At 70.2% G+C, this 13763-nt stretch carries 12 protein-coding genes and 2 tRNA genes; 9 read left to right on the top strand and 5 right to left on the bottom strand.

What is annotated here, in order from left to right; genetic code table 11:
* The 3 genes from DPA01S_RS09595 to DPA01S_RS09585 all read right to left on the bottom strand — a co-directional run.
* A partial coding sequence (locus DPA01S_RS09595) for an SDR family NAD(P)-dependent oxidoreductase (protein WP_061915741.1) occupies positions 1–740 on the bottom strand: 740 nt, incomplete at its 3' end.
* 19 nt (positions 741–759) lie between these two features.
* Positions 760–2352: a glycoside hydrolase family 13 protein gene (locus DPA01S_RS09590; RefSeq protein ID WP_061915738.1), complete on the bottom strand. Its 1593-nt coding sequence runs from the start codon at positions 2350–2352 to the stop codon at positions 760–762.
* Positions 2349–2744 (bottom strand): globin, encoded by a 396-nt coding sequence (locus DPA01S_RS09585; RefSeq protein ID WP_061915758.1) that lies wholly within the window; start codon positions 2742–2744, stop codon positions 2349–2351. Before DPA01S_RS09585 ends, DPA01S_RS09590 begins: the two co-directional genes overlap by 4 nt.
* A 513-nt stretch (positions 2745–3257) precedes the next feature.
* On the opposite strand from DPA01S_RS09585, the gene DPA01S_RS09580 reads away from it, so the two are divergent.
* Complete coding sequence (locus DPA01S_RS09580; RefSeq protein ID WP_061915736.1) at positions 3258–3869, top strand: HNH endonuclease; 612 nt, start codon at positions 3258–3260, stop codon at positions 3867–3869.
* Positions 3870–3924: 55 nt separating this feature from the next.
* Here DPA01S_RS09580 and pepN read toward each other — a convergent pair whose 3' ends face one another.
* Positions 3925–6534, bottom strand: coding sequence for an aminopeptidase N (gene pepN, locus DPA01S_RS09575; protein ID WP_061915733.1), 2610 nt, complete (start codon positions 6532–6534; stop codon positions 3925–3927).
* Positions 6535–6643: 109 nt separating this feature from the next.
* On the opposite strand from pepN, the gene DPA01S_RS09570 reads away from it, so the two are divergent.
* From DPA01S_RS09570 to DPA01S_RS09560, 3 genes are all read left to right on the top strand, one after another.
* A complete protein-coding gene (locus DPA01S_RS09570) occupies positions 6644–7270 on the top strand; it encodes a mycothiol-dependent nitroreductase Rv2466c family protein (RefSeq protein WP_061228470.1) in 627 nt (208 codons plus the stop codon).
* A gap of 63 nt (positions 7271–7333) precedes the next feature.
* Complete coding sequence (locus DPA01S_RS09565) at positions 7334–7807, top strand: ribose-5-phosphate isomerase (protein WP_007626676.1); 474 nt, start codon at positions 7334–7336, stop codon at positions 7805–7807.
* Positions 7808–7848: 41 nt separating this feature from the next.
* Complete coding sequence (locus tag DPA01S_RS09560) at positions 7849–8685, top strand: Fpg/Nei family DNA glycosylase (RefSeq protein WP_061915723.1); 837 nt, start codon at positions 7849–7851, stop codon at positions 8683–8685.
* A 215-nt stretch (positions 8686–8900) separates the two neighbouring features.
* Here the strand turns inward: DPA01S_RS09560 and DPA01S_RS09555 are convergent.
* Positions 8901–8974, bottom strand: a tRNA-Gly gene (locus DPA01S_RS09555).
* A 202-nt stretch (positions 8975–9176) separates the two neighbouring features.
* Between DPA01S_RS09555 and DPA01S_RS09550 the strand changes: the two genes are divergently transcribed.
* The 5 genes from DPA01S_RS09550 (at position 9177) to clpX (ending at position 13687) form a co-directional block, all read left to right on the top strand.
* Positions 9177–9253, top strand: a tRNA-Pro gene (locus DPA01S_RS09550).
* 50 nt (positions 9254–9303) lie between these two features.
* Positions 9304–10701 (top strand): trigger factor, encoded by a 1398-nt coding sequence (gene tig / locus DPA01S_RS09545; RefSeq protein WP_061915720.1) that lies wholly within the window; start codon positions 9304–9306, stop codon positions 10699–10701.
* A 237-nt stretch (positions 10702–10938) separates the two neighbouring features.
* The gene (locus DPA01S_RS09540; protein WP_007626671.1) at positions 10939–11580 is read left to right on the top strand and encodes an ATP-dependent Clp protease proteolytic subunit; all 642 of its coding nucleotides are present in this window, start codon (positions 10939–10941) and stop codon (positions 11578–11580) included.
* A gap of 68 nt (positions 11581–11648) precedes the next feature.
* Entirely contained in the window at positions 11649–12272 is a 624-nt protein-coding gene (locus tag DPA01S_RS09535) for an ATP-dependent Clp protease proteolytic subunit (protein WP_007626669.1), read from the top strand.
* Positions 12273–12418: 146 nt separating this feature from the next.
* On the top strand, positions 12419–13687 hold the full coding sequence (gene clpX / locus DPA01S_RS09530) for an ATP-dependent Clp protease ATP-binding subunit ClpX (RefSeq protein WP_007626667.1): 1269 nt from the start codon (positions 12419–12421) through the stop codon (positions 13685–13687).
* Positions 13688–13763: the final 76 nt, after the last annotated feature.

The following is a 13763-nucleotide window of genomic DNA, read 5'->3' as shown; positions in this document are numbered from 1 at the left end:
CGGAGCATGAGGCTGCCGCCGTCGACCATCATCGTCTGCCCGGTCATATAGGACGCGTCGTCGCTGGCCAGGAACACGGCGACCCGCCCGATGTCGGATTCGGGGTCGCCGAATCGCCGCATCGGGGTGCCCGCGAGCAGCTTCTCCTCGATCCCCGGGTTCGCTTCGATGTACGCCTCGACGCCCTCGGTGAGCGCGAGCGGTGAGATGACGTTGACGTTGATCCCGTCGCGCGCCCACTCGTTGGCGGCCACCCGGCTGATCGCGCGGATCGCCTCCTTGGCGGCGGCGTAGGACGCCTGGGTGGCGCTACCGTCGATCCCGGCGCCGGAGGCGAAGTTGATCACCGAGCCGTCCTGCGCCGCCAGGTGCGGATGCGCGGCCTTCATGAGCCAGAACGTGGGGTAGAAGCCGGTGTTGAACGACAGGTCCATCATGCCGCCGGTGGTCTGCAACAGTGGGGCCTGACGGGAGGCGTGCGCGTTGTTGACCAGCACGTCGAGGTGGCCGAAGGCGTCGACGGCGGCGGCGACGATCTTCTCCGCGTTGGCCTCCACCGAGATGTCTGAGTTCAGGTACCGCACCTCGTCTCCGAGTTCGGCGGCGAGCGCCTCCCCGGCCTCGTCGTTGATGTCCACCACCAGGACTCGGGCTCCCTCGGCGACGAACGTGCGCGTGATGCCGCGGCCGATGCCGCCGGCCCCTCCGGTCACGATGGCCGTCTTACCGGAAAGTCGCATATCCCGCACCCTTCGATCGTCAGCGCTGGAGCCACACGGCGGTGTCCGGTGGCAGTCTGCTCCCGTCGAGGGGGCCCGACGCGAGCACCACGTCACCCTCGGGCAGCTGCACCGCGTGACGCGTTGTATTGATCATGCACAGGACCGGGCCGTCCTCGCGCCAGAACAGTAGACACCCGTCAAGTTTGTCGTCCCACCCGATCGTCGAGGACCCCGTGGGAGGCCACGACCGCCGGATCTCGATCGCTCGCCGATACAGCGCCAGCGTGGAATCGGGGTCGGTCTCCTGCGCTGCCGCCGTCAGCGGTGCCCAGCCGTCGGGCATCGGCAGCCAGGTCCGCGGCGAGTCCGAGAACCCGTACGGCGGCCGGTCGCCGTCCCACGGGATGGGAACGCGGCAGTGGTCACGCCCGGTCTCGGCGTGGGCGGTGCGCTCCCAGGTCGGATCGGTGAGCCGATCGTGAGGGATGGAGTAGTCGCTGGGCAGGCCGAGTTCGGCGCCGTTGTAGACGAACGTGATGCCCGGCAGGGCGAGCGCGACGAGGAGCATGGCGCGTGCGCGGGCTGTGCCGGTGGCGCCGTTGCCGTAGCGGGTCACCTCGCGCACGACGTCGTGGTTCGACAACGCCCATGTGGGGGCGGCGCCGGAGACGCGGGCGGCCTCGAGGGTGGAGTCGATCGCCGCGCGGATCGCCGCCGCCTCGAACGGGGCGCCGGTGAGGGCGAAGTGGAACGCGAAGTGCAGTTCGTCGGGCCGGAGGTAGCGCGCGAACCGCTCGACCGGGCCCACCCAGACCTCACCGAAGGCGGCGGTGCCGGGGTAGTCGTCGAGGACGCCCCGGATCCGTCGGTGGACGTCGTGGACGCCGGGCTGGTCCCACCGTGCGTCACGGGTGTCGACGACGAGCTGCGCGATCTCCACATCGTCGGGCAGGTCCGCCAGGTCGGCGGGTTTCGCGAGGCCGTGCGCGACGTCGATCCGGAACCCGTCCACTCCCAGGTCGAGCCAGAACCGCAGGGTGTGCTCGAGATCGTCGGCGACGTCCGGGTGCGACCAGTCGAGGTCCGGCTGCTCGGGGGCGAAGAGGTGGAGGTACCACTGCCCGGGCGTGCCGTCGGGCTCGGTGATGCGAGTCCAGGCGGGGCCGCCGAAGACGGACGGCCAGTTGTTGGGCGGTTCCGATCCGTCTTCGCCGCGCCCGTCGCGGAAGTAGTAGCGTGCCCGCTCGGGGCTGCCCGGCCCGGCGGCGACCGCGGCCGCGAACCACGGGTGCTCCACGCTGGTGTGGTTGGGCACGAGGTCCATGATGAGCACCATGCCCACGGCGTGCAGTCGCTCGAGTAGCCGCTCGAGGGTGGCGACGTCCCCGAACAGCGGGTCCACGTCCCGCGGGTCCGAGACGTCGTATCCGTGGTCGACGCCCGGCGACCGCATGATCGGCGAGAGCCAGATCCCGTCCACTCCGAGCGTCTCGAGGTGTCCCGCGCGGTCGAGGACGCCCTGCAGATCCCCCGCGCCGTCACCGTCGGAGTCGGCGAACGAGCGTGGGTAGATCTGGTACAGGACCATGTCGTCCCATGCTCGCCGGGCGTGCGCGGGGGACGGGGTCACGGCGCGTCCGCGGTGTTGACCATCATCGCGGCGGCGCGGGTGAGGTAGTCCACCAGCGCGGCGCGGTGTTCGTCGTCCAGGGTGTCGCGGTCGATCGTCTCGACCGCCGCGAGCATGTGGGTGAGCCACGCGTCGTGGGCGGCGCGGTCGACGACGTACGGGTTGTGCCGCATCCGCAGTCGCGGGTGCCCGCGTTGCTCGGAGTAGGTGGTGGGGCCTCCCCAGTACTGCTCGAGGAACATCCGCAGGCGGTCCTCGGCGGGGCCCAGGTCCTCCTCGGGGTACATCGGGCGCAGCACGGGGTCGTCCGCCACGCGGCGGTAGAACTCGTGGACGATCTTCCGGAACGTTTCCGCCCCACCGACCTCGTCATAGAACGTGCTGCTGCTCATGGCCTCCATGATGCCTGTGTAGTCACCTGCGGGCCGCCAGGGCGGACACCCGCGGACCCCCTCGCGGGTGGTGGAGCCACCCCTGATCCGCCCGCGTCACCCTCCGCCCCTGACCCGCCCGCGTCACCCTCCACCCCTGACCCGCGCTCATGCCCGACCCGGCCGCGGCCCCGGCCACGCCCCGGCGTGTGTCGATATGGACGCACTCGTGGCGACTGTGGACGTAACCATGGTGGTGATCCGGGCTCCGGACCTACATGGTTACGTCCAGAACCCGAGGGGCATGCGGTCCGACCGGCGCGGTTCTCCCGAGCGCGGCGTCACGGAGCGCAATCGGCGCCGCCCCCGCCGCCCCCGCCGCTACTGATCCTGGCAGGGCGACTCGGCGAGCCCGCTCGCCTGTAATCCGCGCGAAGAGTTCACCGAAGGTGCATCATCGTTGCAGGCAAGGTTCACTGCGGGCCCGGTCGGGAATGGTGCACTGGGCTCGGAACAGACGGGCGGAGACCGACCATGGGCACAGCAGTGCGCGAGAACTCGGAGTACCGACAACGGGGGTCGCGGACCCCCAAGCGACTGGAGCCGGTCCCGGACCGGCCGGTCCCGCTCGCGTCGGCACCGCGCGTGCTGTTGCTCAACGCCAGCTACGAGGCACTCACCGCCCTTCCTGCCCGCCGAGCCGTGGTGATGCTGCTGGGGGGGAAGGCCGACGTGGTGCACGAGCACCCGGTGGAGGTCGTGGTGCGGTCGGTCGACACTTCGGTGCGTGTGCCCTCCGTCATCCGGCTCCGCGAGTACGTCCGGATCCCATACCGCACGCAGGTGCCGATGACCCGCGCCGCGCTCATGCACCGGGACGGGCACCGCTGCGGATACTGCAACGCCAAGGCCACGACCGTCGACCACGTCGTCCCGCGCAGCCGCGGGGGAGCGCACAACTGGGAGAACTGCGTCGCCTCGTGCGCACCGTGCAACCACCGCAAGGCGGACAAACTCCTCTCCGAGCTGGGTTGGGAGCTCCACGTGCCGCTCGTCGCCCCGCGGGGCCGGACGTGGCGACTCGTCTCGCAGTTGCGGGAGATCGGCCCGTACTGGGAGGACTACCTCTATCTCGACGCCGCCTGATCCAGCGAAGTCCGGCGGCCGGGGTGCCGCGGCCGCCTGCCCGGCGATGGACCTGTCAGTCGGCCTCGGCGGCGTCGACGGCCCGGGCCGCCAACGCGCGGGTCATGTCCGCGGTCTGCTCGGCGATGATCCGACGCAGCGACGACGGCCGCGACTCGTCGGCGATCACCTGCTCGAACCGCTCCACGGTCTCGCTGTCGACCGCCCAGGAAGGGAAGATGCCCTCGGCGACGGTCTGCGCGAGGTCGCCGGGGCGCGCCTTCCACAGTGCGGTGACGTCGTCGAGGTAGCGCTCGCACAGGCCGCTGAGCAGGTGTTCGTGGCCGGGCAGATCCAGCCCGAGGAGTGTGGCACGCACGATCGCGTTGGTCGGGGCGTCGGCGCCTGTGGTCAGGAGCAACTCCTCCGCCTCCTCCTTCGCGGCGACGGAGGGGCGGGCCGCCCGCGCGGTGGCGGCCCGGCGGGCCCCGCCGGCCGTGTCGTCGGCGGCGAGCTCCGCATCGATGCGGTCGGTGCCCTCGACGCCCGCGGCGACGAGTGCGGTGAGCACGGTCCAGCGCAGATCGGTGTCGACGATGAGGCCGGGCAGCCCCGCGTCCTCGGCACCCGCGTCGAGGAGCGTCCCGAGCACACGCTGCTGATCGATCCCGATCGGGCACCCGCACAGCGCGGTGAGGAACGCGAGCTGGTGATCCGAACCCGGCTCGGCGTCGCGGGCTGCGGCGAGCATGGCCCCGGAGAACGTCGCCCACCCGGTCGCGGCCGCCCAGTCCGGGTCGGCGTAGCGCGCCAACGCGGTCTGCGCCTGCGTGAGTACGCGCTGGACGACGCCGATCTGGGGCTCGCGCGGGACGGCACGCGAGACCACCTCGACGAAGCGACGGGCGGGGAGCCGTGTCTCCCGCGTCATCTCCCACAGCGCCGACCAACACAGCGTCCGCGCCAGCGGGTCGACGATGTTCTCGAGGGAATCCAGGACGGTGGCCAGCGACCGCTCGTCCAGGCGGACCGAGCAGTACGTCAGGTCCTCGTCGTTGGGCAGGACGAGGTCGGGCACCGGCTGGCCGGCCAGGTCGGCGACGACGGTCCGCTCGCCGGCGATGTCGAGTTCGGCGCGGGCGGTCCGCACGAGCGCGCCGGAGTTGTCGCGGTTGTACAGGCCCACGCCCAGACGGTGTGTGCGCAGCTCGCCGGCCCCCGGTGCTGCGGGACCCTGGGTCACCGTCAGCTCGGAGATGCGGGCACTCGCTCCGCTACCCGAGACGGACACGTCAACGGAGATCGGGTTGATTCCGGTGGTGCGCAGCCACTGGTCGGCCCAGCCGGACAGGTCGCGGCCGGAGGACTCCTCCAGCGCTGACAGCAGGTCGTCGAACTCGGCGTTGCCGAACGCGTGCTCGGCGAAGTACGCGCGCAGACCCGCGAGGAAGGGCTCGCGCCCGACGTAGGCGACGAGCTGCTTGAGCACCGAGGCGCCCTTGGCGTAGGTGATGCCGTCGAAGTTGGCCTCGACCGTCTCCAGATCGGTCATGTCCGCCGCCACGGGGTGCGTCGACGGCAGCTGGTCCTGGCGGTACGCCCACGACTTCTCCACGTTGGCGAACGTCGTCCACGCCTCCGTGTACTGGGTCGCGTCGACCTGGGCGAGCACGGAGGCGAAGGTGGCGAACGACTCGTTGAGCCACAGGTCGTCCCACCACCGCATGGTCACGAGGTCCCCGAACCACATGTGGGCCATCTCGTGGAGGATCGTCTCGTTGCGCCGCTCGTAGCGGTAGCCGGTCACCCGGGAGCGGAACACGTAGTCCTCGAGGAACGTCACCGCGCCGGCGTTCTCCATGGCTCCCGCGTTGAACTCGGGGACGAAGATCTGGTCGTACTTGCCGAACGCGTACGGCAGCCCGAACTCGCGGTGGTAGAAGCCGAACCCCTCCTTGGTCTCCGCGAAGAGGCGGTCGGCGTCGAGGTACTCGGCGAGCGAGGCGCGGCACAGCAGCCGCAGCGGGATGGTGCCGTGCTCGTCGGTGTAGGCGTCCTCCACCACGTGGTACGGGCCCGCGATGAGCGCGACCAGATAGGTGGACATGATCTCGGTCGGCGCGAAGCGGTGGACCACGCCGCCGCCCTCCGCCGGTGACTCCTCGGCCAGCGTGTTGGCCACCACGACCCACTTCTCCGGTGCCGTCACCGTGAGCGTGTACCTCGCCTTGAGATCCGGCTGGTCGAAGCAGGCGAAGACCCGCTTGGCGTCCGCCGTCTCGAACTGGGAGTAGAGATAGACCTCCCCGTCCGCCGGATCGACCATCCGGTGCAGGCCCTCACCGGTCGTGGTGTACGCCAGATCGGCGTCCACCACGAGCTCGTTGGACTCCTGCAGGTCCGGAAGGGTGAGGCCCTCCTCGTCGTCGTACCGGTTCTCCTCCCCGGCCGGGAACAGTTCCCGGCCGTTGAGGACCGCCGACCTGATCACGGCGGACCGCAGGTCGATGAAGGTCTCCGCGCCCGGGCGCGCGCAGGAGAACCGCACCACGGTGCGCGAGCGGAACGTGCCGGTCCCGGGCCCGCCACTGCCGTCGGTGAGGTCGATCTCCACGTCGTATGACTCGACGCTGAGCAGGTCCGACCGCGCGGCGGCGTCGGCGCGGGTGAGGTTGAGCGAGCGCATCAGTGGGACCTCGGTTCCTGGGGGTTCGTCTACCGCACCAGTCCTACCACCCGGACCCGACACGTAAGCGGCAGTGGCGGCACGCGCGCCGGACGGGGAGGATGGGGACATGACCTCCAGTACGCAGTCCACCACCCGTTCCGTCGACTTCTGGTTCGATCCGCTGTGCCCCTTCGCGTGGGTCACCAGCCGCTGGATCCTCGAGGTCGAGAAGGTCCGTGACATCTCCCTGACGTGGAACGTCATGAGCCTGTCCGTGCTCAACGACGGCCGTGACCTGCCCGAGGACTACTTGGAGAAGATGAAGCTCGGGTGGGGCCCTGTGCGCGTGGCCATCGCCGCCGCCAAGCGCCACGGCCAGGAGGTCCTCGGGCCGCTGTACACCGAGATGGGCACCCGCATCCACGACCAGGGTCGTGGCGTCGAGGACCCGACCGTCATCACCGAGGCGCTCCAGGCGGCCGGCCTGGACGCCGACCTCGCCGCGGCAGCTGGGACCGATGAGTACGACGACGAGCTGCGCGCCTCCCACCACCGGGGCATGGACCCGGTGGGCGACGAGGTCGGGACCCCGGTCGTCCACGTCGACGAGGTGGCGTTCTTCGGGCCCGTCCTGACGCGCATCCCGCGTGGCGAGGAGGCCGGCAGGGTGTTCGACGGTGCCGCGCTGCTCGCCGGGTTCCAGTACTTCTTCGAGCTCAAGCGCAGCCGCACGGAGGATCCGCGGTTCGACTGAGCGGCACTGTCGGCACCGGTGCCCCGGGGGTGGGCGCACCCGGGGCGTGGCAGAATCGCCGCCATGCGCATCTACCTGGGAGCGGACCACGCCGGCTTCGAGACCAAGAACGTCATCGCCGAGCATCTGAAGGGCTCCGGCCACGAGGTCGTCGACTGCGGCGCCCACACCTACGACGCCGAGGACGACTACCCGGCGTTCTGCATCGACGCCGCCCGGAAGGTCGTCGCCGATCCGGGCAGCCTCGGGATCGTCCTGGGCGGGTCCGGCAACGGTGAGCAGATCGCCGCGAACAAGGTGCCCGGCGCCCGTTGTGCGCTCGCGTGGAGCGTGGAGACCGCCCGGCTCGCGCGTGAGCACAACAACGCGCAGCTGATCGGCATCGGCGGGCGTATGCACTCGCAGGAGGAGGCGCTGGCGATCGTCGACGCGTTCCTCGACCAGGAGTGGTCGGGTGCCGAGCGGCACCAGCGGCGCATCGACATCCTCGCCGAGTACGAGCGCACCGGCGAGGCCCCCGCGGTCCCCGGCGCCTGATTCCCTGACCGGCCCGGTCCCCACCGTGTCCGAGCGTCACCGTGCCTGAGGGGCACACCCTCCACCGGCTGGCCCGCCTGCACACCGAGTACTTCGCAGGCGGGCCCGTCCGTGTGTCCAGCCCCCAGGGTCGATTCGCGGACCATGTCGTCGTCGACGGACGGCACTTCGACCGCGCCACGGCGGTCGGCAAGCACCTCTTCCACCACTACGAGGGCGGCCTCGCCGTCCACGTCCACCTGGGCCTGTACGGCTTCTTCGACACCCACCTGGTTCCCGAGGGGCAGGACCCGCCGGCTCCGGTCGGGCAGGTCCGCATGCGGGTGGGCGCGATCGCCGACGGGGCGCCCGCACACTGGGTCGACCTGCGTGGACCGACCCGGTGCGAGGTGATCGCCGAGGCGGAGGTCGGCGACGTGCGCGACCGACTGGGCCCCGACCCCCTCGACCCGGACGCCGAGCCGGAGCGGGCCTGGGCCCGGATCGCGCGCAGCGCCCGGCCCATCGGTGCCCTGCTCATGGACCAGAAGGTCCTGGCCGGCGTCGGCAACGTCTACCGCGCCGAGGTGCTCTTCCGGCACGGGATCGACCCGTTCCGTCCGGGCAAGGACCTCGATCGCGCGCAGTTCGACGCCGTGTGGGACGACCTCGTCGCGCTGATGGAGATCGGGGTACGGACCGGGGCCATCCACACCATCCGTCCCGAGCACGATCACGGCGACGTGCCGAGGCGTGGCGCCGACCGGCCGCGCAACTACGTTTACCAACGCGACGGCTGGGAATGCCGGGTGTGCGGGGACGAGGTGCGTCAGCAGGCGATGGAGGCGCGGACCCTGTACTGGTGCCCCACCTGCCAACAGGGGCGGCCCGGCCGCTGATCGGGCGGCTGGACCCGGGCCGGGAAGCGCAGCCGCGCGCGACCATGGCGTCCGGCGCGCACCGGAGTCGGGGCGAGACGCCATGGAGAGGAGCGGCCGTGGGCGGGCCGGTCAGGCAGGCGCGAGACGCCATCCGCGGGAGCGTCTGGGCACCGGTCGAGGCGCTAGGACGGGAAGAGCCCCGGACCGTCGGTGGGGACGGGCGGGGCTCTCTGTGGAGCGGGTGACGGGAATCGAACCCGCGTATCCTGCTTGGAAGGCAGGGGCTTTACCATTAAGCTACACCCGCGTCGGTGGCCTGACCTGGGGTTTCCTCCCCGGTCCCGCTCACGCTGTGACAACACTACCGGACGCCACGCGGCGCCCCCAACTCCCGGGCCGATAAGTCGGAATCGGCGCCGAGGTGGGCCTGTCGTACACTGGGCGAGTTGGTTTGGCGGCCCGGCGGATTCCCCGTGCGTGACAGCGGGGCGGTCGGCCGCGCGACCCACCGGGATGTGGCGCAGCTTGGTAGCGCATCCGCTTTGGGAGCGGAGGGTCGCAGGTTCGAATCCTGTCATCCCGACCAGCGGAGCCGAAAGACACGAACCCCAGAAGACTTCCTAGGAGAACATCACCGTGAAGAGCACTGTCGAGCAGCTCAACCCGACCCGGGTCAAGATCACCGTGGAGGTGCCGTTCGCGGAGCTCGAGCCGGACTTCGCCAAGGCCTACAAGTCGCTCGCCGGCCAGGTCAACATTCCGGGCTTCCGTCCCGGTAAGGCCCCGGCCAAGCTCCTCGAGTCGCGGATCGGTCGCCCGGCCGTCCTCGAGCAGGTCATCAACGACATGATCCCCGCGCGCTACAGCCAGGCCGTCGACGAGCACGAGCTCGTGGTCCTGGCCCAGCCGGAGATCGAGGTCACCAAGCTCGAGGACAACGACGTCGTGGAGTTCACGGCCGAGGTCGACGTCCGCCCGGAGATCACCCTGCCGAAGTTCGAGGACCTCGAGGTCACCGTCGAGGCGCCCGAGACCGACGACGCCGCCGTCGACGCCGAGCTCGACAACCTCCGCGCCCGCTTCGGCACCCTCAAGGGCGTCGAGCGTGGCGCCACCAAGGGCGACTTCCTGTCCGTGGACCTGGCCGCCACCGTCGACGGCGAGCCGGTCGAGGACGCCTCCACCGAGGGCCTGTCCTACGAGCTCGGTTCGGGCACGCTCATCGAGGGGCTCGACGAGGCCGCCGAGGGCCTCAAGGCCGGCGAGTCCAAGGAGTTCACCTCCTCGCTCGTCGCCGGTGAGCACGCCGGCAAGGAGGCCGTCATCACGGTGACCGTCCAGTCGGTCAAGGAGCGCGAGCTCCCCGAGGCCGACGACGAGTTCGCCCAGATGGCCAGCGAGTTCGACACGCTCGAGGAGCTGCGCGCCGATCTCACCGAGAAGGTCGCCCAGCAGGCCAAGGCCGGCCTCGCCGGGGAGATCCGCGACAAGGTGCTCGACGCCCTCCTCGAGGCCACCGACGTCCCGACCCCCGACGCCCTCGTCGAGGCCGAGGCGCATCAGCAGCTGCACTCGATCTTCGGCGATGCCGCGCACGACGACGACATGATCAACTCCATGCTCGCCGCGGAGGGCACCGACCGCGAGACCTTCGATGCGGAGACGCTCGAGGCCACCGCCCGTGCCATCCGTAGCCAGCTCCTGCTGGACGCGGTCGCCGAGGAGGCCTCCACCGACGTCTCGCAGGAGGAGCTCACGCAGCACATCCTGTTCCAGGCCCAGCGCTACGGCATGGACCCCAACCAGTTCGTGCAGCAGATCCAGCAGGCCGGCCAGCTCGGCTCGCTGTTCTCCGACGTCCGCCGCTCCAAGGCCCTGGCCGACGTGATCCAGCAGGTCACCGTCAAGGACGCCGAGGGCAACGTCGTGGACACCTCCGAGTTCTTCGGCACCCGTGAGGACGCCTCGGACGAGGACGCCGCCGATGAGGCGACCGACTCCGCCGACGAGTCGCGCGAGGGCACCGACGCCTGATCGGTACGCCCAGTCGCACCCGGGGGCCGGGGACCACCACGCGTGGTCCCCGGCCCTCTCCTCGTCAGGGGCTGCCCCGGCGGAGAGCGGGGTCGGCCGACGCTGAGAGCGAACACCCGCCCCGGCGGGACGGTTCCGTCCCCGGCGTTGGTTAGTGTTTGACGTAACGGTTCCCCGGCCACCGGTCGGCCGGGCGCCGCGCGAGCGGTGAAGACGATGAGCGAAGGTAGGTTCCCCGTGGCCCAGAACGGTTCAGCGGCTCAGCCCGGTTCGACACAGCCCGCCCTCAACTCGCCGGGGTCCCACGGACTCACTCTCGGCGACTCGGTGTACGAACGTCTCCTGCAGGAGCGGATCATCTTCCTGGGCTCCCAGGTCGACGACGACATCGCCAACCGCCTCTGCGCGCAGATGCTCCTGCTCGCCGCGGAGGATCCCTCCCGCGACATCGCGATGTACATCAACTCGCCCGGCGGCTCGGTGACGGCCGGCATGGCCATCTACGACACCATGCAGTTCGTCGAGTGCGACGTGGCCACCTACGGCATGGGGCTGGCCGCCTCGATGGGCCAGTTCCTGCTGGCGGCCGGGACGAAGGGCAAGCGCTACGCCCTCCCGCACGCCAAGATCATGATGCACCAGCCGTCGGCCGGCGTCGGTGGCTCCGCCGCGGACATCGCCATCCAGGCCGAGCAGTTCGCGGCGACCAAGCGTGAGATGGCCGAGCTCATCGCCTTCCACACCGGTCAGTCGTTCGAGCAGGTCACCGAGGACTCCGACCGCGACCGCTGGTTCACGGCCGAGCAGGCCAAGGAGTACGGCTTCGTCGACCACGTGATCTCGCGTGCGTCCCAGTCCGGCGGGTCCTCGCCGTCATGATCGAGTCCTTCCCCGGCGGGAGCGCTCCCGCCGACCGTCCAGTCCCGCACACGACCACGGAGTCCCCGATGACCTCACTGCCGTCCTCGCGCTACATTCTCCCGTCCTTCGTCGAGCACTCCAGCTACGGCGTCAAGGAGTCCAACCCGTACAACAAGCTCTTCGAGGAGCGCATCATCTTCCTGGGTACCCAGGTCGACGATGCCTCGGCGAACGACATCATGGCCCAGCTCCTGGTCCTGGAGGGCCAGGATCCGGACCGCGACATCACCATGTACATCAACTCGCCGGGCGGCTCGTTCACGTCGCTCATGGCGATCTACGACACGATGCAGTACGTGCGCCCGGACGTCGTGACGGTGTGCCTCGGGCAGGCCGCGTCGGCCGCGGCCGTGCTTCTGGCGGCCGGCACGAAGGGCAAGCGGGCAGCGTTGCCCAACGCCCGCATCCTCATCCATCAGCCGGCCACCGGCGGCATCCAGGGTCAGGTCTCGGACCTGGAGATCCAGGCTGCGGAGATCGAGCGGATGCGTCGTCTCATGGAGACGACCCTCGCCCGGCACACCGGTCGTGACGCCGACCAGATCCGCAAGGATACGGACCGCGACAAGATCCTCACGGCCGAGGAGGCCAAGGATTACGGCATCATCGACACCGTGTTCGACTACCGCAAGCTGTCGGCGGGCAACTGACGCGGCGGCGGCGCGCCGCTCGGGGGAGCGGTGGGCCGTCGGGTGCAATGAACTGATCGCGCGGGGCGGCTTTCGTGGCCGCTTCCGCGTACCGTCGACTACGGGGCGTGACATCGGCGCCCCCGGAATGCGAGGACGTAGAACTCATGGCGCGTGTGGGTGAGAGCGGCGACCTGTTGAAGTGTTCCTTCTGTGGGAAGAGCCAGAAGCAGGTCAAGAAGCTGATCGCCGGTCCCGGGGTCTACATCTGCGACGAGTGCATCGAGCTGTGCAACGAGATCATCGAGTCCGAGGTCGACGAGTCGCAGGAGGCGGGTCTCGACGCGCTGCCCAAGCCGGCCGAGATCCACGCGTTCCTCGACGAGTACGTGGTGGGGCAGGACGCGGCCAAGCGCAATCTCGCGGTGGCCGTCTACAACCACTACAAGCGCATCCGCGTCGGCGCGGCCCTCGGGCGTGGTGACGGCGTCGAGCTGGCCAAGTCCAACATCCTGATGCTGGGCCCGACCGGATGCGGTAAGACCTACCTCGCGCAGACCCTCGCCAAGATGCTCAACGTGCCGTTCGCGATCGCGGACGCCACGGCGCTGACCGAGGCCGGGTACGTGGGCGAGGACGTGGAGAACATCCTCCTCAAGCTCATCCAGGCCGCGGACTTCGACACCAAGCGCGCCGAAATGGGCATCATCTACATCGACGAGGTCGACAAGATCGCCCGCAAGGCGGAGAACCCGTCGATCACGCGGGACGTGTCCGGCGAGGGCGTCCAGCAGGCGCTGCTCAAGATCCTCGAGGGCACCCAGGCGTCGGTGCCGCCGCAGGGCGGGCGCAAGCACCCGCACCAGGAGTTCATCCAGATCGACACGTCCAACGTGCTGTTCATCGTGGCCGGCGCGTTCCAGGGCCTGGAGAAGATCGTCGGCGACCGCGTGGGCCGCAAGGGCCTGGGCTTCGGGGCGGAGGTGGCCAGTAAGAACGAGCTGGACACCACGGACAACTTCTCGGAGGTCATGCCCGAGGACCTGGTCAAGTTCGGTCTGATCCCGGAGTTCATCGGGCGCCTGCCGGTGGTCGCGACGGTGACCAGCCTGGACCGCGAGGCCCTGGTGAACATCCTCGCCGAGCCGAAGAACGCGCTGGTCAAGCAGTACGCCCGCCTGTTCGAGATGGACGGCGTGGAGCTGGAGTTCACCCAGGACGCGCTCGAAGCCGTGGCCGATCAGGCGATCCTGCGCGGCACCGGCGCCCGCGGTCTGCGCGCGATCATGGAGGAGGTGCTCCTGCCGGTGATGTACGACATCCCGGGCCGTGACGACGTCGCCCGCGTGGTGGTCACCGGCGAGACGGTGCGCGACAACGTCCTCCCGACGATCGTCCCGGTCTCCGAGGAGGAGCCCCGGGAGCGCTCGGCGTGAGCTGACCCCGGAGACGCTGCCTCCTGTTACACGAGACGGCCCCCGCCACCCGGCGGGGGCCGTCTCGTGTCCGCGC

The organism is Dietzia papillomatosis NBRC 105045 (assembly GCF_001570845.1).
GTDB lineage: Bacteria > Actinomycetota > Actinomycetes > Mycobacteriales > Mycobacteriaceae > Dietzia > Dietzia cinnamea.
Note: the sequence above shows the minus strand (reverse complement) of the source record. Positions and strands in the feature narration are given on the sequence as shown.